We start from the raw sequence: 21994 nt of genomic DNA, 5'->3' as shown, positions 1-21994 counted from the left end.
AAGCATGCGCACCTGCCTTGTACAGCTCTCTCTAGAAGCTTGTCCAACCGCCGTCGATCGTCATCTGTTCCCCGTTGACGAACTTGTTGTCGTCGTCGATGAGGAACATGATGGCGCGCGCGATGTCCTCGGAATCACCCATCATGCTGTTGCCGTTGGCGTCCAAGCCGAGCGACACGCCGCCACGGACGTTGTAGAGGTCGTTGCCCTCCTCGTCCATCACGTCGCGGTCTGGCCATTTCTCCATCGCGTTTCCGAGAATCCCCGAGATGATCGCACCGGGGTTAACGACGTTCACGCGGAGGTTCCTCCAGTGGTAGGACCAGGCGAGGTTGCGCGCAAGGCCGAGAACCGCGTGCTTGGAGGTCACGTAGGCGGCCCCCGCTGTGGATCCGTAGATCCCGCCGACCGACCCCACGATCACGACGCTGGCGGCGGGCCCCTCGTGGTCAAGCAGGAGCGGCAGCGCGTCTCGCACCGTGTAGAAGCAGTCGTTGCAGTTGACGTCCATCACGTACTGCCAAAGCTCGTCGTCAGTCTTGTGCGCCGGGCACATCAGGTCGAGCACGCCCACCACGTAGAGCAGCGTGTCGAGCGTGCCGTACTTCTCGCGAACCAGGTCGAGTGCGCGCCTGCGGTCCTCGGCGCGCCTCACGTCACCGTAGACCATCTCGAGCGTGCCGGGGTAGCCGCCCATCTCCTCGGCGATCTCGTCCAGAGTGTCGGCCATGTTCTCTCGGTTGTTGTCGAATCCCACGACCTTGGCGCCATCAGCCAGCAGCATTTTGAGCGTGGCTGCGCCCATGTCGGAGGCGCAGCCCATAAGCAGCGTGACCTTGTCCTTCTGAGTAGCCATTTCTCTTCTCCCCTAGCACCACTTGGGTTCGACGATCGTTGCCGGTGAGTCGTTTGGGCCTATGGTCACCTTGGTGCCGATGGGACACTTCTTCGCGTCGACGACGGCAAACCCGACATTCTTGTCGACCGTGTAGCCATAGATCATCTGGCGGCACTTACCCACCGGGATGCCTCGCTTGCGCACTATCTCGTTCTGGGCGATGTCCTCGTAGCTCTCGCGCTCGATTTCAACGCCCATGAAGGCCCAGCGCGGCCCGTCCTTCTCGGCCTGCTCGAGCGCCGCGCGGCCGATGAAGTCACCCTTCTGGTCGAAGTGCACCGACCAGCCTAGGTTTGCCTCGAAGGGTGTGAGGTGGTGGTAGTCCTGCCTAAGGGCCATGCCCTTTTCCATGGGTAGGCTCCGCACGTAGACCTCGAGGGTGTAGACCTCATGGGCGCCGGTCGAGCGTAGGGCATCGGCAATCTTTCCGGAGTCGGCGCGCCTGCAGTAGATCTCGAAGCCGAGCTCTCCCGTGAAGCCGCCGCGGTCCACGCGAACGTCCACGTCCCCCACCCTGGTGTCGACAATCTGGAAGCGCTTGAGACCGTCGACGGGATCGGCCACGAGCTGGTCCATGGCCTCAACGGACCTTGGCCCCTGCACGGAGTACATGTCGATGTCAAGCGTGATGTCCTCGAAGATCACGTCGGCATCCCCCTTGTGCGCGGCAATCCATCTCATCATCTGCGGACCATAGAGCGTGGAGAGCCACCAATGGTCATCGGAGAGGCGCATTGCCATGAGGTCGTCGATGATTCCGCCCGTCTCGTCGAGCATCGTGGTGTACCTCTCGCGGCCAACCTTGCAAGTCGCGACGGTATTGACCAGCAGATGGTCGAGAAGCTCGGTTGCGTCGGCCCCCCTCACGTCGATGGTGTCATGGGTCCATCGATACCAGCCGCAGGCGTTTCTGACTGCCATGGCGTCGGCGCGCGCGACTTCGTCATCCTTGAACAGCATCTCTCGTCACTCCCTATGCCATGTGGTCGTCGGCCTTGCGGCCGACGTTGATGTGCTGGTACTCGTCGTCCTTGCCGTCGAACCAGACGGACCACTCGGGCGAGACGAGCGTCTTGACAGTGTTGTGCCACTGGGCCTCGTATCCCATGGTTATCTCGTCCATCGGCGCCATCGGGAAGCGGCCGTTGAAGTCATCGGTCGAGACCTTGATAGTCACGCCGTCGGAGTCAAATGCCTCCCATTCGAACGGCACGAGCTGGCAGCCCATGATGGCCCCGATGTAGGCGCCCATGACGCGTGGGTCGTTGTCGCCGATGTCGCGCGGGACGTTCAGCCAGGCTCGCAGGCCCTCGCGGGCAAACGGGTCGATGAAGGCGTTCTTGCCGGCAGTCGAGAAGACGACCCTGAAGATGCGCTCGAACTCCTCGTCAGACGTAGCCATGTCGCGGATGGCGATCAGCGGGAAGGAGACCGACCAGACCCAACCCATCTTGGCGACCCAGTTGTACTGCCACTCGAGCGAGTTCTCCTCGCCGAAGGCCTGGGTGTACTGGCCGTTCCTGAGGCCCTGGGCATGCCTGACGCGGCGCTCAGGCGGCGTGTCGTGTACGGGCTGTGTACACTGGTTGCGGTGGTCGAGCCATCCCTGGTGCTCGCCGCCGAACTTGTCCAGGCGCTCGGCGACGACGCGGCAATGGGGGTTGCCGCAGCCGCGGGCCTCGCACATGTTGAGTGCCACATCGTTGGTGATCACTCCATGCTGACCTCCGGCCGCGATGTCGAAGTTGGCTGTAAACATGCCAGTCGTCATGTTGCACATCTCGGATCCGACAATGTCCCACGGACAGGAGTCAAGCTCCTTCTCGACGCGGTCGCGCGTGAACTGGATCACACGACCGGCCATGTCCTCGGCCTCGTCCCCATAGTCTCCCCAGATCGCGCCGATCCACGCCTCGCGGTTCACGAGCTCGGGGATGTTTCAGTCGTCGTAGAACTGGTTGAGGTAGTCCTGGAGCTGGTCGGGCGACCCCGAGCACGCCGCGCAGTTCATCATGTTGGCAATCTCGGTGATCTTGGCGGTACGGTCACCCCAATCGTCGTTGAGGATGCGCATCACCTGGAACAGGTTGGCCGAGAACGCGGCAATGGTCCTCAGGCAGTACGAGTACGCCTCCTTCTCGGGGATGATCTTTCCGAAGGCGGTCTCGACACCACGATGCGTGTCGACATGGTCCTTCAAAGCCATGTCCCTCTCCTTTCGCTGGCACAAAACCCACATCACCTACTGGTGCGGCCCGCGCATGCGCCACCCGTGCCGTCCTCATCCATGTTGGGGCGACGGTACGCGTCACGAATAGGGTCCAAAGTGACGAGAATATCGAAGCATGCCATCGACGCTTTGTAGGGGTTTGCCCCTCATGCGAAGAGAGAGAACCACACACCGAATTACCTGCTCGTTTGCGTATATACCGTTCGCAGCGAAAACGACGCCGCCTAGAGTGTGTGCCTGAACACCTACAGATTGAGGACCCATGAAGCTCAATGCGGACATCGTCTTTGACAACCTTCCCCGCTCGCTTGCGCCCGAGATCCGCGGCGTGCGCGAGACGGAGATGCGCCTGCGGCGCCCCGAACTCTATGAGACGGGCTCCACGGAGCTGGAGCCTGATCACCTCTACGTGATTCGTGAGGAGCGTCTGCCCCGGCACATCACGGTCGGGCGTGGATGCGTGATCGTCTGCATCGGGACCTCCGCCCGCCTGCGCTGGTTTGGCGAGCGGTGCTGTGTGATCACCGTCGCAGCCACAGCCGACTTCTACGCAGTCTTCAACGCCGTGCAGCGCATCTTCCAGCGCTACGACCTCTGGGAGGAGACCCTCTACAACATCATCAACGAAGATGCAAGCGTACAGGCGATGCTCGAGGCGAGCGAGCAGATCGCAAACCGGTCGATGCTCGTAATCGACGCCAACTTTGACTGCGTGGCAGCCGTGGGAAAAGAGGCGGAGCAGGCACTGGCCAAAGGCGGAGTGGCCGCGTCGGTCGGCTACGTTGCCGGCAGCGAGCGCCTCTCGCTTTCCAGCTTGGACGAGTACCTCGCGACCCATGACCTCTCGATGGACGTACGGGGTGCCTTCCGCATCAACTTCCCCGAGCTCGTCACCCTCAACGTAAACCTCCTCGACGACGAGGGGTACCACGGGTGCCTCACCTGGATCTACCCCGATCAAGCCCCACGCCCCGGCGATGCCCCCACAATCGAGCGCCTGGCCGACATGGTCCTCCACGCGCTCAACCATCAGAGCCTTGACCCCGACGCCGACAGGAGCACAATACGAGACAGCCTGCGCTCTCTCTGCGACGACCTGCCACTCGACGCCATCGGCAAGGCGGCCCTCCAGGTGGCTAGCGAGCGGGGCACCTACGTCTGCGTACGTCTACGCCTCGCACACAAGACGCAGCAGTTTCCCCTCTCGTACGTACGCAACCTTATCGAGATGGACCTTCCTGGCACCGTCGCCTTCGAACACCACCGCCGCTCGGTCGTTGCCTTCGTGCGCATCGATGACCTTGCCCCCGAGGGGCAGCGCCGCGAGAAGCTGGTCCGCAGGCTGCTGCCCCTGCTCACCTCGATGGAGATGCGCGCCGGCATGTCAGACCACGTCTCGAGCCTCCTCGAGGCGAAGGCCTACTTTCTCCAGGCGTCAATCGCGCTCGAGAACGGCAGCCTCATCGACCCGGCTGCCCCGCCGCTTTACCGATTCCAAGACTACGCGCTCACCGAGATGGTCGTGAACTCGGTTGGCAAGCTACCCCTCGAGATGTTCTATACGAGAGGCCTGCGCGCCCTGCTCGTCCACGACAGCGAGTCCGGAATCTCCTACACTAAGACGCTCGCCTGCTTCCTCGCGCACAACATGAACGTCACTCGCACCGCCCGCGCCCTCTACATCCACCGCTCCACGCTCATCGAGCGACTCGACAGGATTCGCGAGCTTCTTGGCGAGGACCTAGCCAACCCTGACGTGAGACTCAGGCTCGAGCTGATCTTCAAGGCAATGGAGCTGCACGATCAGCTGCAAAAGCGCTTCGAGGAGCATACCGAATCGGTCGGTGCACAGGACATAGTCGAGCAATACCGCAGGTAGAGACAGGCAGCGGGGCGAAGCCGTCCGGCCCCACCCCGCACGCTAGCGTCACTGTCCTCCTGGCGACTACTCTCCCAACGCCTTGAGCTTCTCGTCGATTTCGTCGAGGTGATCAGCGAGATCCTTGGCCTGTGGGAAAGATGCGAGCTTCCTCAGCGTGAGGCCGTAGACCATCTTCATCTGCGGGTCGGTCGTGAAGCCGGGCGAGTACTGGGAGATGATTGCCGCCGCCTCAGGGTTCTTGCAGAGCACCTTGACCTTGCTGTCGACAGAAACTGCCATGTCCTCCTCCTTCTGACGAGCGCCCGCAGCCATGTGGGTCGCAGGTCGCCACCCGCGCAAGGAACCCCGATGTGCGGAGAATCGCTTGCCTTGACGTCTCAGAGCATCGGCTTAGACGGCAGTGCAGGACAGACTACGAAATGCCTGGGATTTCTCGGAACAGCCCCAACAGAACGTAGGCATGTAAAACGTATGGCGGTTCGTACTAGCGTCCATGCAGAGAAATGCCATCTCCAAGATTCATCGCATCAAGAAACCCCGCCGCTCGTGAGAACGTTTCACGAGCGGCGGGGTACCCTTCGTTTCGCCACCAAACAAGGGTAGTGTCGGGAATGTTGGTGTCTGCACCCGCCTGGTGGAACGGCTGAGCGCCTAGAATCCGTCGCCCGTCATACCATCATGCCGCCCCCTCTCCCATGTCGGCGAGCCCCATGGCCGTCTGCACGACCTTGATCGCCCGCTCTCGCGACTCGTCGGCGGGGGCCAGCCCGTCGAGCTTCGCAAGGGAATCCGGAACGATCCGCCTCGCGACGGCCAGTCCTCGTCCTGCTCCGCCGTCACGGCGCCCATGGGCCTGATCGTGGCCTCGGCGCTCGGGGGCACCCGCACCACCCGCGAGCGGCGCCTTGTCTCGCGGTTGGTGCGCCCCTGCACGTTGTTGGTCCGGATGCGCCTGCGGTGCCCGGCCGGGAAGCCGAGGCAGGCGATCGCCGCGGCGGCGCCTGGCGTAGGCGGCGTCCAGGAACGGGTGGGGGAGGCCCAGGCCCCCGAAGGCGCGCGAGGCCGGCGCGGAGGCCTCCCCGTCGAGCGGGCGGCAGGTGGAGCCCACCTGGTCGGCGGACAGCCGCGATGCGCCCATCTTCCCGGCGACCTTCCGCGCCTTGCGGGCGGAGACGCCGTCCCGGTAAATCTCGGCCACCGCCGCGGCGACGGCGCGGACCGCGCTGCTGTGGCGCTGGCGCCGCCCTCGCACGGGGCGTCGGCCTGCGCGCCCATGGCTGCGTTCGCCATCGCCTCCGGGAGCACGCGCGCCAGCTCGCGCAGGTCGGCGCTCCCGCTCCCGTCCGTCGGGATCTGCTGTTGGGTGCCCATTGCGGCCGCTGCCCTTCCTCGGATCCGTTTCGTCGCCGATGCAGACTCTAAGTCTAGCAGCGTCTGGCGTCGTGCTGCATGCGCACGGGAACGGCCATAGTGCTCGACGGCCATTACGCAGCCCGAGGAGCCAACACGGTGGCTACCACCGTTACGCAGACCTGCCACATCGCAGCCCTCCAGATCGAACTTTCGACCGTCGTGCGCTACCCGGGTGGAGCCCACAATCACACCCCACAGGGCGAGAGCAGCCCCTTCCCGGGAGAAGCGCTCCTTCCGAGCTCTTTGCCCGAGCGCACCCCCGACATTGACGCTGTCCGCGGATGCTTCGAGGCCTTCGTGGACCTCATCGGGCTTCCCCGCTCACATTCTTGCTGATAGACGGTTTGGCACGCACTACTACGGCGTGCCAAGAAGTTCTCGCCCAGTGGGAGAGCTGGGCAAATATGCCATGATTTCCTCAACGGAGACGGGCGCATAGCCGTTGGCGTCAACTCCTACGTCGAAGCGCCGGATTCCCAGGTCACGACAGCGCTGGTTGTAGCCTTCCATACCCATGCCGCCATCAGAGCCCCCAAGAGGGCTTCCCTCCATTGCCTCGACCACGCACGGAAGGCCAGACGCCACGGCGTGCTCGCCCTCTGCGGGAAGCGAGTGGATGTGTCCGTGCAACATGTAGGCTCCGTACACCGCGCGGTTCCAGTCGAGCATAGGATAGTGCGAAACGCACAGCTTGTATCCCTGTTTGGAAACCTTGCCGAGTTCGGCGTAGTACTCCACGCCCTCGAAGAGCTTCTCCTCGCGCACAAGCGTCTCGAGCACGCTTCGCTTGTCATGGTTTCCAACAATCAGGTGAACGTGTCTGCACCTGATAGACTCTCGCATGGCTCGAGCGGAGGCCCGGTTGGGCTTGCAGAGGTCCCCCACGAGCCAGAGGTCATCATCCGGGTGAACTCGAAGATTGATGTTCGAGAGGATTGCCTCGTCATGCGTAGCGACGTCAGGAAACCTGCGCCACTTGGCCATTCCCTCGCTGCCCAGATGCAGGTCTGATGTGAAGAAGACGGTCACAATTGCTACACCTTCCTCCATGTGGGGGCAGTCTCGACATGGACTGGTTGCATCCGGGTACGACAGCCACTCCCAACAACCACACAGTCGCAAAGGACATCACTATTATGCCCTCCACGACTGCAGGGAAGTTGTATTGTTGTCGTAGGTCCCCTGAGTAAGCGCCGGTGACATTCGCGGACAAGTTCCTCGTCGACAGGCCAACAATCCGCATATGCATCAAGCAGCAGTTCGGGGCATTTCTTGAGATTCTGAATCTCGAAAAGTGTCCAAGGGTCACCCGTAAAGTTCACAACTCGCCCATCCTCAAAGATGTCCCGGGTGTCGTGACAGGTAACGGCCGGGTTCTCAATGTTTCCCGAGTTGTAGGCAAACCTCACGCGGTAATCATCCAGGATCAAGGCCGAATCAGTTCTCGTCGAAAGATGACGGGCTCTCCACTCCTCAACAATCTGCAGATAGGTGCCTCCAAGCATCAATCCTTAAGGTAACCGGAAAGTCGTGGCACGCAAGCGTCCAGCCCCTGACGAGCAAGTTGTTGTTCGACAGCCTGGACAGTATGCTCGACAGCGGCCTTACCGCTCCCAGCAACATATGCCAGCACAAATAGCACAGTCCAACAGTTGCGCGGCATCCGTCTGCGTGAGGCTTCGTTCCTTGCGCGCGGCTCGCACGGCCAAGCCAAACCCGTAAGCTGACGCGATCTTTGTGGCTGATGGCATATCCCCGGCCATAGTGCCGTTCGCTCATGTCCGTGGTCTTTTATGATTGTACACTCACCTTCTTACGCACATGGGCTCGTGGCAACATGCAAACGGGCCCCGCGGCCTAAGCCGCAGGGTCCACCAAGCCAGATTGCCGAGATACGGAGTGCTACCCCTTTGGCCTCGCAACCGCCATCTGGTCGGGCCAAGCAAAACCTTGATGTTGTGGTACGACTTGACGGCCGCCTGCTCCTTGGCTGTGGGGAACTCCTCCAGCGGGAACTGGTTCGTGACGATTTCTTTGATAGGCGTCTGTGCGTTGGTGATGTTATCTATTGCCTCATGAATGACGAGAAATGGCTGAGCACTTCCCATAGCCCCGGCAATCCCTGTCGGCCCTGCGCTGCATGATATGGATGCAGGGATGATGCGGCCGGAAAGGCGGGGGAAGACATGGCTGAGGGGCATGCAGGCGGCCTGGGCATGAAGGGGGGCACGGGACGGCAGCCCATGCCCGCAGCCGTCGACAGGGCGCCTGCAGGGAAGGGCCCGTGCGCCATCCGGTGCACAGGGGGCTGCCCGGGCGACCCCTTGGGGGCAACTCGGCCACGACCACCTCTGCCACATGTCGGAGAGGGGGGCAGACGCACGGACCGGGACATCTGCTGGCCCCCATTCCATGGGCTCGTCCAGAGGGAATGCGACGGCGCAGGCGATGGCGCCCCGCCCCCCCACGGCCCACAGGGCTATATCGAACTCCAAGGCATATGCCCGGGACACGTTCCGCGGGCTTTCCAGGCCGCACATGCAGTCGTATGCCGGCTCCTCCAGCTGGGGGTACGGCCACAGGGACTCTGCCGATGTATGCACGGGGCCCCTCCATGGGATGTGCCTCATGCACGTGCCGCCCGCGGGCATCGCGGCCACTGCGGCCGTGCAGCCGAAGTTGCCTGAGCAGCTAACAGTCCAGGGAGCCTGACTATGCCGCAAGTTCCCAGCCATTTTTATGATTACTGGACATGATGATCAATTCAGCATCAAGGGAGTGACGATGGACTCGCTAGAAGCATTGCATCTCATGGTGGAGACGTCCGGCAAGAGTCGACGACTTGTCAGTACGCAAATGGGGCGGCACCCCATGTACTTGGCATTGCTTTTGCACAGTGGGTCTTGCCCGCAGACAGGCACGTATGTCTCGATTGCCAGAGCGCACGGGTGCAAGGTGGTCGTTCGCCTTCCCAACCAAAACGTCAAGATTGACGGATGGGATGTCCACGGGAACGAGAAGATGCGTCTTTCGTGATACGCCGCACAATCGCTACCACAGGAGACACGAGGAGCGCCAAGATTGCCACTGTAGTCGCAATCTCCTGGAAGTCATCTTTTCTTCTCAGGCGCTTGAGCTCACGACCAATTTCGTCGCCCTCGTGGTCACTGGCGTAGCGCCAGGGAATGTGGCGTAGGTGGTAGTACCAGCTTCCCTTCCCAATTACCCCTGCCATCCACGTGCCCCATTTGCCCAGCCGGGCTATGAGCGCGAGAGCGTAGCGCGTGAGGCCGTATGCAGGCCCAAATATCTTTCCCATGCGGATGGCGCCACGCCTGTCGTAGAACGAGCACGCCGCATGGAAGAACTCCATCTCCAAGTCCCATGGAGACATGTTCTTTGGCTGGTAAGTGGCGTTCATCATGTCGAACGGCTCCCAGTCGCGCTCGTCGCGCACGAGCATGCGCCCCTCCCTCTCGTATCCCTCGTAGACGGGCGTCCCCGGAAAGGGCGTGAGGATGGCCGGTTGGAGCTTCGAGGCATCGATGCCCTTGGCAAACTGCACGGTGCGCATGATGTCCTCGTGCGTGTCGGTGTCCGCCCCCACCACGATGCTCGCGATGAGCTGGATGCCGTGGTCGCGGCATGCCTTGCCCGCACGGCGGATGTCCTCGATGGATTGGTGCTTGTTCACGGCATCGAGCGTCCTCTGGTTGAGCGACTCGATCCCTATGAGCACCCAGTCGAGGTGCGCCTTGGCGAGAAGGTCGAGCATCTCGGGATCGTTTGCCATGTCAGTCCGCCCAAAGAAGAAGGACTCTTTGAACTGCAAGTTCTCGGCGGCGATGCGGCGACAGATCTCCTTGGCGCGCTCCTTGTCGGCCGTGAAGTTGTCGTCCTCGAAGTTCATATACTCGAAGCCCAGCTCATGGTAGTGCTTGATTTCGGCAATCACCGAGTCAACCGAGCGCTGCCGGTATGGCGCGAACATGCGGCTCGTAGTGCAGAAGCTGCAGCGGTAGGGACAGCCACGTGAGGTCATGATATCTGCCGCCTTGACGGGGGTCTTGAGCACCGAGTAGTCAGGCCATGGAATGGAGTCCAGGTCGCACACGGGCTTGCAGCGCACAATCTTATCAGTAATGCGGCCCTCAAGCACATCCAGGAAGGCGCCCTCTCCCTCGCCCACCAGCACCTGGTCCGCATGGGCGGCGGTCTCTTCCGGTATGGCTGTGGCGTGTATGCCGCCAATGATCACACGTGCATGCCCCTGCCTGTGGAAGAGGTCAGCCAGGTCATAGGCGTGCGGCGCACTGGAGGTCATGGTATAGAGGCAAAGCACGTCGGTTTTCTCGAGAAGGCGGTCCATGTCGAACGTGCCGTTGAGCTCCTCGTATGCCTCCACGTAATGGCCAGCACGCCGAGCAATGCCCGCCAGGATGAGCGGTCCCGTGATGGAGTCTGGCGTCCCGTAGACGCGGGCACCCCATTGGTAGGGCTTGAGCCTGCGCAGCCATGAGGCGGGCGTGATAAACGTAACAAACATGATGCCTCCTTGACACGAAGCCATGAGAGAAGATTCCCGAGAAGCGCTGGCTCAACGGGAGCACCAAGCGAGCGGCATAGCACAAGTTGCGAGCGGCAATAAACTACCGGTGGGCGGTGTCATCTATGCCTTCGCCAGTAGGCAAACAGTCGTAGGCGATAGTGTTGGAGTTCTCTTCTAGGCGCGTATGTCCGCGACCGTCTGGCGCTCGACCAGCGTGCCCGCAATCCTTATCTGCTGGATGTGGTAGTTGGGGCTTGTGCTGAGAAGCGCCTGCTCAAAAGCGCGGCGCCCACGCGAGAAGAGGTCAAAGCGCACGGTCGTAAGCCGGTTGTGAGGAACCGACGCCGTGAGGGAGTCATCCACGCCCACCACGCTCACGTCCTCGGGCACGCGTCTGCCGGCATCCTCGAGCGCCGCAATCACCCCTAGCGCCATCTGGTCGTTCGCAACGTACACCGCAGTCGCGTCCCTGTCGGGCGCAAGCGCAGCGCCTGCCTCATAGCCAGCGTCGGCTGTCCAGTCACCATGCAGCGGCTCGACCACGTTGAGGCCGCGAACTTCAAGGGCGTCCCTCCAGCCCCGCTCGCGGAAGTTCGAGTCGACGGAGTACGGGGGGCCCGCAACAAACCTGATTTGCTTGTGTCCATGCGAGATCAGGCGGTCCATGACAAGCATCGAGCAACCGTACTGGTCGGAGTCGACTGTAGTGCAGTACGGATGCTCGTACATGGTGAGGAGCACGGTCCCAAACCCAGGGTTGGGACGAAAGCTATCAAAGTCCTCGGCCTTGATGCTCATGCTCATGATCATGGCGTCAACAGGCAGAACGAGCATGCGCTTTGTCATCTGCTCGAGCGAGACGGGATCATCGCCCCCCATCTCAACCATCGTAATGGCATCACCATGCTCGCGAGCGGCGGTCACGATGCCATCGAGCGTCGAAAGATTACCAAACTGCATGATGTTATAGATGCAAAGGCCAACGGAGCGGTAACGGCCACTTCTCAGCGAACGGCCGGCGAAGTTGGGCCTGAAGCCAAGTTCGTCCATCGCACGCTGCACTGCCCTGCGCGTCGACTCGCTCACATTGGGCTGACCGTTGGCTACGCGCGAGACAGTCTGTTGCGAGACGCCGGCCCTCTCGGCAACGTCGGCCATGGAGACAAAGTGCCTCGATGAGTCGAGACGTGTCACGCCCATGCTGAATCCCCCTGCCACGAAAGCCCTGTCAGCCCCATCTGACAACCGCCTGCCGCGACCATCTTGAATCTCGGCAACTGGCCGTCTTGGGTACGTTAACATAACCCTGCCCACATTGGAGCAGAATGACGTATATTGCAGGCTCAACGGTAATTATTGCACATGGAAGGAAAGCCATGGTCAGCTCGGATGTCCTTTGTTGTCTGCCATCGGGGGAGCAGGTCCACGTCTTCACGATAACCACCCCGCAAGCGAGGGTTCGTCTCATGGAGTTTGGGGCAGCGCTACTTTCCATTGAGGTTCCGGATGCCCTGGGCAGGCAGGCAGACGTGCTTCTCGGCCTTGCGTCCCTCGCAGACTACCGTGACAACCCCGCATGTCACGGCTCTACCATAGGCCCCATTGCAAACCGCACTGACAAAGCCGAGATAACCCTGGGCCCGGTTACGTGTCATCTTGCGAGAAACAACGGCCCAGACATGCGGAACAACCTTCACACGAGCCTTACCTCGGGACTTCACAAGCGCCTCTGGCGTGGTGTTGCCACCGAGAAGGAGAACGCCATGAGTCTCACCTGTCCCCTTGCAGACGGGGAGCTGGGCCTTCCGGGCAACCGCACGTTCACGGCAGACGTCTCCCTTGTGGACCTTCCGAACGACACAACGCGGCTTACCGTCTCATATGCCTGCAAGACGGATGTCCCCACCTTTGTCAACATGACAAACCACAGCTACTTCAACCTTGCCGGCCACAACGCCGGCTCTACCATGGATACGATGCTGCGCCTGGAAGCGGACAGCTTCCTTCCCATCAGGGAGGACTCGGTTTCCACTGGCGAGATACGCCCCGTTGACGGCACTCCCTTTGACTTCCGCAAGCCAAAGGCGATAGGCCGGGACATCGACGCCGATGACGAGCAGCTGCATCGTGCGCATGGCTACGATCACTGCTTCTGCATCACCGGATGGCGGCCGGACGTGCGGGAGCGCCTTGCGCTCTCTGCGTTCGAGCCTTCGACCGGCCGTTCGCTCGAGATTCGCATAACTACGCCGGGGGCCCACCTCTACACCGGTAACTGGCTCGACGATGCGCACGCAAAGGGCGGAGGCAGCTACGGGCCTCGCAGCGGTTTTGCATTTGAGCCAGAGTTCTATCCGGATTGCGCACACCACCCCTCGTGGCCTCAGCCAGTCTGCACACCCGAGCAGCCATATTCGCAAAGGATCGTCTATCAGTTTGGCGTCGTTCCACGCTAAGTGCACAGGCATGGTTAGCAAGGTGAGGGGACCAGAACCTCTCATTGCGTTGTTTTTTGCCCCGGCACGCCGGAGAGAGGAGAACGAGATGGACGGGAGCCAGGTCACCATGAGGGAGAGCGAGGAGGGGCTGCATGGGCTTTTCGCGCGGGAGCTGGGAGAGCCGCGAGGCGGAGGGCGCCTGCTTAGGGTGCACGCGCCAGGCCGCTCGGAGATAGCGGGCAATCACACAGACCACGAGGGTGGACACGTCATTGCCGGCGCGCTCGACGTTGCCGTGGACGCGCTTGCCAGGCCCAACGGTACAAGCACCGCACGCCTGGCAAGCAAGGGATATCCAACGGTCGAAGTGGCTCTGGATAACCTCGAGGTTCGCGAGGACGAGAAGAACACCACGTCAGCGCTCGTAAGGGGCATGGCGTTCAGGATGGCACAGGACGGCCGCAAGCCCGAGGGCTTCGACATGGCCATGACGAGCACCATCCCCATAGGCGGCGGTCTTTCCTCCTCGGCCGCCGTCGAGGCAGCACTTGGCCGCGCGATGGAGGCCCTCTGGGAAGGTCGCAGCTATGACGCGCTTGAGATGGCACGCATGTGCCAGTTCTCCGAGAACGTCTACTTTGGCAAGCCGTGCGGCCTCATGGACCAGGCATCGGTGTGTCTGGGCGGACTTGCCTTTATCGACTTCGCGATTCCCGAGGATCCGCGTGCCAGGCGACTCGAGCTCGACTTCGAGGACTTGGGCTACGCCCTCTGCCTTGTGGACGTGGGCTCCGGCCATGCAGACCTCACCGATGCGTACGCCGCCATGCCACAGGAGATGCAGGCGGTGGCGGCTGCATTTGGCAAGCATCGCCTCTGCGAGGTTGATGGGGATGACTTTGATGCGCACGTTCCCGAGCTACGCCGCGACCTCGGTGACAGGGCCGTGCTGCGTGCCATCCACTACTGGCGTGAGAACAAGCTCGTCGACAAGCGCTGGGAAGCGCTCAACGAGCCCGATATCGACGCGTTTCTCGCCTACACGCGCACGTCTGGCGCAAGCTCGGCGATGTTTCTCCAGAACGTCTCGTGCGGCATAGAGAGACAGCCCGCCATGGTTGCCCTCGGTCTCGCCGAGCGCGTCCTCGACGGGCGTGGGGCCACGAGGATCCACGGCGGGGGCTTTGGAGGAACCATCCAGTGCTTCGTACCGCTCGACCTGGTCGAGGAGTTCAAGGACCACATGGACGCTTGGCTCGGCGCTGGTTCCTGCAGGCACTACCGAATCTCCGACAGGGGGGCGCTCGCGCAATGGGAGTAGGAGGCGTGTCTACGTGCGAGAAGGTCGTGGGCCTTCTTAGCGCGGCCACAGGGATTGTCGACTACGCAGCCATGCGCGGGCTCATTGGCTGGGGCGATCGCGTGTGGGCGTACAACACAGTCATCGAGGCCGTGGGCGCCACGGGTCCTGGGCCAAGCGATGCATGGGTTCTGGCCAAAGGGCCAGACTCCCCTGCTGTCTCGTCGGGGGCAACGGCCGAGACGCCCGACGAGCTTCTCGCCACGCTTGCCGAGGCTGCCGTGGCCAACGGTTGCACGGCAGACACCGCAAGTGGCAGGGACCGCATTGCCATGCGCGTGATGGGGCTGCTCATGCCCAAGCCGTCCGAGATCGAAGCCACCTTCAAGGGACTTCTCGCAGAGGGCGGGCCAAAGGCCGCAACCGACTGGTTCTATCGCAGCTGCTGCGAAGCTGGATACGTGCGTCGCACGGCCGTTGCCAAGAACGTCTGCTGGGACACGCAGACGGACTGGGGCTCTCTCGAGATCACCATCAACCTCTCCAAGCCCGAGAAGGACCCGCGCGAGATTGCGGCAGCGGGCAAGGCGTCCGCGGACGAGAGATACCCCGCCTGCCAGCTCTGCATCGAGAACGAGGGCTACCCCGGACGCGGGGCGGCGGACCCCATGGGAGCACATCCCGCCCGGCAGAACCTGCGAATCGTCCCCATACGGCTGGGCGGCGAGCGGTGGGGGCTCCAATACAGCCCCTACGCATACTTCAACGAGCACTGCATCGCCATGAGCTCGGTTCATCGCCCCATGCACGTCGACCGCGCTTCTCTCGCCTGTCTGCTCGACTTTGTCGACCTGCTGCCAGACTACTTCATTGGGTCCAACGCCGACCTGCCCGTTGTTGGGGGGTCCATCCTCTCCCACGACCACTTCCAGGGTGGCGCACACGTCTTCCCCATGATGCTTGCCAAGACGGCAGCGCAGTTCTCGCTGCCGGGCTTCCCGGACGTCTCCGGCGTGGTGCTTCGCTGGCCCCTCTCGGTCCTGCGTCTAACGTGCGAGAGCCGTGACGAGCTGCTTGACGCGTGCGACCACGTGGTACAGGCATGGCGCTCGTGGAGCGACGAGTCTGTGGGCATAACTGCGCATGATGCTGACGGCACACCACACAATACGGTAACGCCCATCGTGCGCCGTGTGGGCAGCGATGGCAGCGCTGGCGGCAACACCTACGAAGCCTATCTTGCCCTGCGCTGCAACGTCACGAGCGCAGACCACCCGCTCGGCGTCTTCCACCCACATGAGGAGTGGCACCACATCAAGCGCGAGAACATAGGGCTTATCGAGGTCATGGGTCTGGCCATCCTGCCACCACGCCTCGTAGGCGAGCTCGGTCGCGTGGAAGGGCTCCTGCTTTCTGGCGCGAGCGAGGAGCAGATGGCCGCCGATCCCCTCGCCTCCTCTCATGCCACCTGGGCGGCCCAGTTGGCCGGCGAGAACCCCAACCTTAACGTTGGCAACGTGCGCCAGGTTGTGCGCGATGGTGTTGGGCTGGTCTTCTCGCACGTCCTTGAGGACGCCGGCGTCTTCAAATGGGACGATGCCGGTCGCGCAGCTCAGATGCGCTTTATTGCCTCGCTGTAGGCGCTGGCGGGCTACGCCGCTTAGCCACCTCGGCTGCATGCCGAGGTGGCTTTTTGGTGAGGTGGATACGAGTGTGGCCGGCTGAACACAGGCAGAGGGTCGCCACGGTCCGAGAAGTGCTTCTCTGTACAACGATGCCGCAGATTCCAGACGGTTACGGCTGCCGGCCGCCTTTCACACGTGACAACCTTCTCGGAAATTCCGAACGGTTACAGCCGGCTAACCGGCGAGATCCCACGACACGCAAGCGGCAAGGCACCGACCACAAAAGCCCGCCCCGGGCACACGCACGCCCAAGGCGGGCCTTCGGGATGCGCCACCCAGAGAGGGGGTTCCAGGTGGCGCGGGAGGGGGGCTTACTTCTTCTGGACGTACTTCAGGCAGTCGAGCGTAACGGCGGTAAGGATGATCACGCCAGAGAACACGAACTGCAGGTTGGTGTCGATGCCCAGGATGGTCAGGGAGTAGGTGAGGGCGGTGAAGATGAGAACGCCGACCGTGACGCCAGATATCTTGCCGATGCCGCCGGTGAACGAGACGCCACCGACAACGCAGGCCGCAATGGCATCCATGTCCCAGCCCTGTCCATACGCCGCAGAGCCAGAGCCTACCATGCGCATGCACTCGAGCCAGTCGCCAAAGCCATAGAGAATGCCAGCCATCACAAAGGCAAGAAGCGTCACCTTGAAGACGGAAATGCCGGAGACAGCCGCAGCCTCGGGGTTGCCACCAACTGCGTAGAGGTTCTTGCCAAACGCAGTCTTGTTCCAGATGAACCACACGATGGCGATGGCAGCCACAGCCCACAGGATGATCGTGGGAAAGCCGTTGACCCTCGGAATGACCATGTTGGGGATGGCAGGCTCGATAGAGCCAAACGAGACGCCCTTCGTGGCATACGTTACCAGGCCAAAGATGATGAGCATGTTTGCCATGGTCGAGATAAACGGGTGCATCTTGAACCGAGCGGTAAAGAAACCTGCAATCGAGGTGAATAGTGTGCAGAGCGCCACACACACCACAAGGGCAAGGATGATGCGCGCCACCAGGGGCAGGCCGGTGAAATCGAAGGCATGCCCAAAGACGGTACCGGTGTTGATGCCCTGATGCATGATGATCGTGGCTGCCGTCATGCCCATGCCCATCATGCGGCCAATGGAGAGGTCGGTGCCCGTGAGCAGGATGAGTCCGGCGACGCCAAGCGCAAGGAACATGCGCGGGGACGCTTGCTGGAGGATGTTGAGCACGTTCTGGTAGGTGAGCAGCTGCGTGCCCTTCACGACGGGCGTGATGGCGCACAGGAAGATGAACACCAGAAGGATGACGATATAAAGGCCGTTCCTGAGAAGGAACTGCCTGCGGTCAAACGTGTACTTGTAGTTCTCCCACTTCTGGGCGTAGCGCTCCGGAAGCGTGAACTTGGACATGCGGAGAAGGTCAATCAGGTGGTACTCGTAGCTAAAGGCCGCATGCTCGCGGTCCTTTATCTGCTGGATCTCCTTCTCGTAGACAACCTTCGCATCGAACTGGCGGTTCTTGTAGACGTAGTTCTCGTCCTTGACCTCTGCGCGGTCCGAGAGCCCAGCCAGGTTGGCGCGGTGCTCTTCCTCGAGGGTCTTGAGGCTTGCCTGGTAGCGCTCCTTGGCAAGCACGCGCTCCCGCGCGCAGCTCTGCCGCACGGGATCGAGGTACTCCTTTGCGTAGTGCTCCTCGAGGTACGCCTCAGCTTCCGAGACAAGCGCTGCAACCTCTGCCTTGTGGGTTGCCTCGACAGACCTGGCCGTCTCAAGCTGGGCCTTGTACCCAGAGATGGCCTGCTCGCGCTCCTCCTTCGAAAGGATGCGATCGCGTTTGGCCGCGTCGATGTCGCCCTGCAGCTTCACGGCAAGGGCCGTGCCGTCCCGACGTAGGTCATCAATCTTTGCCTGAATTGCCTTGACGTGCTCGTCAATGGGCGCAAGAAGCTCTCGCTCCTCCTTGGCCGTAAGCACCTTATCCCCTTGAGTTGCCATATGTGCTCATCCCCTTACAGGTACTTCGCGCTCAGGCGCAGGAGCTCTTCCTGGTTGGTCTCCCGTGTGTTTACGATTCCGGAGAGTCGCCCATTCGACATGACGCCAATGCGGTTTGTGATGCCGAGAATCTCGGGCATCTCGGAGGAGACGACGATGATGGTCTTTCCCTGCTTGGCCATCCCAATGATCAGCTCGTAGATCTCGTACTTCGCACCGACGTCAATGCCGCGCGTAGGCTCGTCCATGAGAAACACCTGCGGTCCCCGCTCCAGCCACTTGCCAAAGACGACCTTCTGCTGGTTGCCGCCAGAAAGGCTCGAAATCATGTCATCGGGGCCCATACACTTGGTGTTCATGAGCTTGATCTCGTCGGCTGTGGCATTCACCATCTTTGGGTCGGAGAGCGCGATGCCGCTTCTGTAGCGGTCAAGGCTCGCAATCGTGGTGTTGAACGTGAGGTCACCCTTGAGGAAGAGGCCGTTTGCCTTTCTCTCCTCGGTGATGAGGGCAAACCCATGCTCCATGGCCTCACGTGCGTTTGCGAAATTCATAAGGTGATCGCGGAAGTACACGCGACCGGCAGCACGCGTACGGACGCCGAAGATCGTCTCGAGAAGTTCCGTCCTGCCGGCACCCACAAGGCCATAGAGGCCGAAGATCTCACCCTTCCTCACGTCGAAGGAGATGCCTTGGAGGTAGGGCGGGTACTTCGTAGAGAGGTGCCGTATAGAGAGCACCGTTTTGCCGGGCGCGTTGTCCACCGGCGGGAAGCGGTTCTCAAGCGAGCGGCCAACCATGGCCGCAATGAGCTCGTTCATGGTCGTCTGCGACGTGGGCCTCGTCATCACGAGCTTGCCGTCGCGAAGCACGGAGACCTCATCGCAGATCTCGAAGACCTCGTCCATCTTGTGGGAGATGTAGATGAGGGAGATGCCCTGCTCCTTGAGCATGCGCATCATCCCAAAGAGCTTCTCGACCTCCTGCGACATGAGTGAGGAGGTGGGCTCGTCAAGCACGATGACCTGCGCGTTGTATGAGATTGCCTTTGCGATTTCGCACATCTGGCGCTGTGAGACGGACATCTTTCGCATGGGCTGGTCAAGGTCGACGGTCATGCCCAGGCGACGGAAGAGCTCGGCTGCCTCCTTGCGCATGAGGCCCTCGTCCACCATGCCAAACGCGTTGACGGGATAGCGCCCGAGAAAGAGGTTGTCAACGACGCTGCGCTCCAGACACTGGTTGAGCTCTTGGTGGACCATGGCGATGCCGTTCTCCAAGGCATCCTTGGGACCAGAGAAGCTCACTTCTCGTCCGTTGAGGATGATGGTCCCCTCATCCTTCTGATAGGTTCCAAAGAGGCACTTCATCATGGTGGACTTGCCTGCGCCATTCTCGCCCATAAGGCCCATGACCGTACCGCGCCTGAGGTCGAGGTCAATGTGGTCGAGAACCTGGTTTCGCCCAAAGGATTTGCACATCCCGCGAATCGACAGCACAACGTCGTCCCCGCTGTCCGTCATGTTCCCCATCCTTCCTGCGCTGGCGCTCTAAAAGGTGCGGGGGGACTCCCCCCGCACCGGGCGCGCACAGCCAACTGCAAACGTGTCGCTACTAGCTCAGGAGCGAGGTGTAGGAGGAGGCGTTGTCTGTCTTCACCATGTTGATGGCGAACGCGTCGTACTCGCTGGGGTTGCCAAGGCGGTTCGTGATGTTGGACTCGGTCTGGCCGTCTCCGCCGATGTAGTCGACGTTGAGGTTGAGCAGCTTGTCATACTGCTGGAGCAGCGGCTGGTACGTGGAGGACAGGAAGTTGTCCGCCGCATTGTAGATGTCGAGCCAGACCTTCTTGGGAGCAGACTTGGAGGAGTCAAGCTGCTTGGAGACGCCGTCGTAGGTCTTCGTGGAGTCCGTGAAGTCCGTGTAGTTGTCCGCGGTGACGGCGACGTTGATTGCGTAGTAGGAGCGGTCGGCCTCGACGTACTTATAGAGGTCCTCGGTCAAGACGTTGCCAGCGTCATCGGCCTTAGCAATGCCGGTGTTGATGTCGACGCCGTCGAGGGAATTGCGAAGCAGGCGAAGGGTGAGGTAGGCTTGGACGTCGGCATGCTGGCTGATGGTGCCCGCGTAGCCGTCGGCGATTGCCGCAACGGCATCACTGTTGGCGTCGTAACCAAAGGTCGGGACTTTGTTGTCCTTGGACCACGCGTTGTACATCGACATGCCCATGCCGTCGTTGTTGGAAACGATGATGTCTATCTGGTCGCCAAACGAGGAGGCCCAGGTGCCAATGGCGTTGCCGGCCGTGGCGGCATCCCACGTGGCGCCTGCGGAGTTCTTCATCTCCTGGGAGGCAAGCTCGCGTACGATATAGGCCTTGCCGCCAACCTCAAGCTTGCCGTCCTGGACGAGCGAGGAGGAACCGTCGGTGTTGGTGCCGACGGGGTCGGAGACAGCCTTGCCGTCCTTCTCGACGGCGGTGCCAAGCGTGCTGCGAACGCCGCGAGTACGGGCGATGGAGTCGTTGTGACCCACGTCACCGATGGCAAGGACGTAGCCGATGACGCCGTCGCCATTGCGGTCGAGAGATGCGATGTTCTTCTCGATGTAGTCCTTGACCATCTTGCCTTGGGCCTCGCCGCCCTGGTTGGCATCGAAGCCGACGTAGTAGGTCTTGTCGTTGAAGTTAAGGGCAGCGGTGTCGAGCTCGCCGGTCGAGCTGTTGGACGGCTGGCGGTTAAACCACACCAGCGGCTTGTCCTTGTTGGCCACGGTGCCAGAGGAAGCGCCGGAGGAGGAGCCGGTGCTGCTGCTGGAGCCGCCACCGCAGCCCGCGAGCACGCCGACGCTGGCAAGGCCCATTGCGCCAAGGCCACAGACCTCCAAAAACCTACGACGAGACATTTCCATGGGTTTTCTCCCTTTCCCCTCGGTTCGCGCCCCGTTGCGCGAACCTTGTTTATAAGTACGTTAATACCTCTTTGAGCTGTGGTTGTTAACGTTCTCATTTGTTCGACCAATGGTTGCGTACGTGGGGCGGGCGGCTGTCTTTGAGGTCCTCTGAGGCCGTTTTTGTGCACAGGGCAGGGTTCTGCACTTCCGCCTGAAACGACAGCGACTGTGCGGCCCGCACGTTCTTCTGGACCCACGCAATCGTCGCATCGCAAAAAGCTTTCCTGCGGAAATGTCGAGAACGCCGTCACTTGTGCGGCCCGCGCGATCGTATGGAGTCACACAGTGGTTCGGAGCCACACTACCGACGCGCCGAACTCCCGAATGGCTGCCGCCCGGCAAAGTCTGTAGCCGCTTTTGACACTAAAAGACAGTAATGCCTTAGAGGCTGCTTCGCGTTTCACCAACTTAGCCTCTTGATAGGTGATAGAAGTCACCAGCAGCCGTTCGCTTCATTAGGCCATGATCGATTAACTCTCGCCTTAGATAGGCATAGTCGCTATAAAACTCAAGCAATATCGAATTGACTTCCTCCTCTGTGTAGGAGGTGTTCTCATCAAACTTCGCAGCAAAATAGAGCCTCATGGCCTCCCGGTCCTTCTCCCTCCGTGGTATTGTGGCTAACCTTCCATCGACCATAAACCGATCTGTAAAGCTCTTGATTCTGTCTCTCTCCACGC

General features: G+C 61.4%; 17 protein-coding genes and 1 pseudogene. 5 read left to right on the top strand and 13 right to left on the bottom strand.

Annotated features, from left to right (window positions below):
* Nucleotides 1-31: 31 nt before the first annotated feature.
* From ACO59D_RS00190 to ACO59D_RS00175, 4 genes are read right to left on the bottom strand one after another with little or no spacing between them, the layout of a single operon-like run.
* Nucleotides 32-856, bottom strand: a complete 825-nt coding sequence (locus tag ACO59D_RS00190) for an SDR family NAD(P)-dependent oxidoreductase (protein ID WP_485125271.1) — start codon at nucleotides 854-856, stop codon at nucleotides 32-34.
* A 12-nt stretch (nucleotides 857-868) separates the two neighbouring features.
* Nucleotides 869-1858, bottom strand: a complete 990-nt coding sequence (locus tag ACO59D_RS00185; protein ID WP_485125270.1) for an aminomethyl transferase family protein — start codon at nucleotides 1856-1858, stop codon at nucleotides 869-871.
* Nucleotides 1859-1871: 13 nt separating this feature from the next.
* The gene (locus ACO59D_RS00180) at nucleotides 1872-2822 is read right to left on the bottom strand and encodes a hypothetical protein (protein ID WP_485125269.1); all 951 of its coding nucleotides are present in this window, start codon (nucleotides 2820-2822) and stop codon (nucleotides 1872-1874) included.
* Nucleotides 2823-2837: 15 nt separating this feature from the next.
* Nucleotides 2838-3104 carry a hypothetical protein gene (locus ACO59D_RS00175; RefSeq protein ID WP_485125268.1) on the bottom strand — a complete coding sequence of 89 codons (267 nt, stop codon included), beginning with the start codon at nucleotides 3102-3104 and terminating at the stop codon, nucleotides 2838-2840.
* Nucleotides 3105-3390: 286 nt separating this feature from the next.
* On the opposite strand from ACO59D_RS00175, the gene ACO59D_RS00170 reads away from it, so the two are divergent.
* Nucleotides 3391-5007 carry a PucR family transcriptional regulator gene (locus tag ACO59D_RS00170; protein WP_485125267.1) on the top strand — a complete coding sequence of 539 codons (1617 nt, stop codon included), beginning with the start codon at nucleotides 3391-3393 and terminating at the stop codon, nucleotides 5005-5007.
* Nucleotides 5008-5073: 66 nt separating this feature from the next.
* Here ACO59D_RS00170 and ACO59D_RS00165 read toward each other — a convergent pair whose 3' ends face one another.
* Nucleotides 5074-5289 carry a hypothetical protein gene (locus tag ACO59D_RS00165; protein WP_130812249.1) on the bottom strand — a complete coding sequence of 72 codons (216 nt, stop codon included), beginning with the start codon at nucleotides 5287-5289 and terminating at the stop codon, nucleotides 5074-5076.
* A 397-nt stretch (nucleotides 5290-5686) separates the two neighbouring features.
* Nucleotides 5687-6381: pseudogene (locus tag ACO59D_RS00160) on the bottom strand (transposase).
* 138 nt (nucleotides 6382-6519) lie between these two features.
* Between ACO59D_RS00160 and ACO59D_RS00155 the strand changes: the two are divergent.
* Nucleotides 6520-6759, top strand: a complete 240-nt coding sequence (locus ACO59D_RS00155) for a hypothetical protein (RefSeq protein WP_485125266.1) — start codon at nucleotides 6520-6522, stop codon at nucleotides 6757-6759.
* 21 nt (nucleotides 6760-6780) lie between these two features.
* Here ACO59D_RS00155 and ACO59D_RS00150 read toward each other — a convergent pair whose 3' ends face one another.
* The 3 genes from ACO59D_RS00150 to ACO59D_RS00140 all read right to left on the bottom strand — a co-directional run bounded on the left by ACO59D_RS00150 (nucleotide 6781) and on the right by ACO59D_RS00140 (nucleotide 12172).
* A complete protein-coding gene (locus ACO59D_RS00150) occupies nucleotides 6781-7473 on the bottom strand; it encodes a metallophosphoesterase (protein ID WP_485125265.1) in 693 nt (230 codons plus the stop codon).
* 1933 nt (nucleotides 7474-9406) lie between these two features.
* Nucleotides 9407-10969 (bottom strand): B12-binding domain-containing radical SAM protein, encoded by a 1563-nt coding sequence (locus ACO59D_RS00145; RefSeq protein ID WP_485125264.1) that lies wholly within the window; start codon nucleotides 10967-10969, stop codon nucleotides 9407-9409.
* Nucleotides 10970-11146: 177 nt separating this feature from the next.
* A complete protein-coding gene (locus ACO59D_RS00140; RefSeq protein WP_485125263.1) occupies nucleotides 11147-12172 on the bottom strand; it encodes a LacI family DNA-binding transcriptional regulator in 1026 nt (341 codons plus the stop codon).
* Nucleotides 12173-12297: 125 nt separating this feature from the next.
* Between ACO59D_RS00140 and ACO59D_RS00135 the strand changes: the two genes are divergently transcribed.
* The 3 genes from ACO59D_RS00135 (at nucleotide 12298) to ACO59D_RS00125 (ending at nucleotide 16350) form a co-directional block, all read left to right on the top strand.
* The gene (locus ACO59D_RS00135) at nucleotides 12298-13428 is read left to right on the top strand and encodes an aldose epimerase family protein (protein WP_485125262.1); all 1131 of its coding nucleotides are present in this window, start codon (nucleotides 12298-12300) and stop codon (nucleotides 13426-13428) included.
* A gap of 88 nt (nucleotides 13429-13516) precedes the next feature.
* Nucleotides 13517-14731 (top strand): galactokinase, encoded by a 1215-nt coding sequence (locus tag ACO59D_RS00130; protein ID WP_485125261.1) that lies wholly within the window; start codon nucleotides 13517-13519, stop codon nucleotides 14729-14731.
* Between the two features lie 71 nt (nucleotides 14732-14802).
* Nucleotides 14803-16350, top strand: coding sequence for a UDP-glucose--hexose-1-phosphate uridylyltransferase (locus ACO59D_RS00125; protein WP_485125387.1), 1548 nt, complete (start codon nucleotides 14803-14805; stop codon nucleotides 16348-16350).
* A 356-nt stretch (nucleotides 16351-16706) separates the two neighbouring features.
* On the opposite strand, the gene ACO59D_RS00120 is transcribed toward ACO59D_RS00125, so the two are convergent.
* The 4 genes from ACO59D_RS00120 to ACO59D_RS00105 all read right to left on the bottom strand — a co-directional run bounded on the left by ACO59D_RS00120 (nucleotide 16707) and on the right by ACO59D_RS00105 (nucleotide 21992).
* The gene (locus ACO59D_RS00120; RefSeq protein ID WP_485125260.1) at nucleotides 16707-18362 is read right to left on the bottom strand and encodes a galactose/methyl galactoside ABC transporter permease MglC; all 1656 of its coding nucleotides are present in this window, start codon (nucleotides 18360-18362) and stop codon (nucleotides 16707-16709) included.
* Nucleotides 18363-18376: 14 nt separating this feature from the next.
* Nucleotides 18377-19885, bottom strand: a complete 1509-nt coding sequence (locus tag ACO59D_RS00115; RefSeq protein ID WP_130812258.1) for a sugar ABC transporter ATP-binding protein — start codon at nucleotides 19883-19885, stop codon at nucleotides 18377-18379.
* A gap of 91 nt (nucleotides 19886-19976) precedes the next feature.
* Nucleotides 19977-21272, bottom strand: coding sequence for a substrate-binding domain-containing protein (locus tag ACO59D_RS00110; RefSeq protein WP_485125259.1), 1296 nt, complete (start codon nucleotides 21270-21272; stop codon nucleotides 19977-19979).
* 450 nt (nucleotides 21273-21722) lie between these two features.
* Nucleotides 21723-21992, bottom strand: coding sequence for a DUF2087 domain-containing protein (locus ACO59D_RS00105; protein ID WP_485125258.1), 270 nt, complete (start codon nucleotides 21990-21992; stop codon nucleotides 21723-21725).
* Nucleotides 21993-21994 lie beyond the last annotated feature (2 nt).

The sequence above is a fragment of the Tractidigestivibacter sp. genome, assembly GCF_057241865.1.
This window is presented reverse-complemented; position numbering and strand designations above follow the sequence as displayed.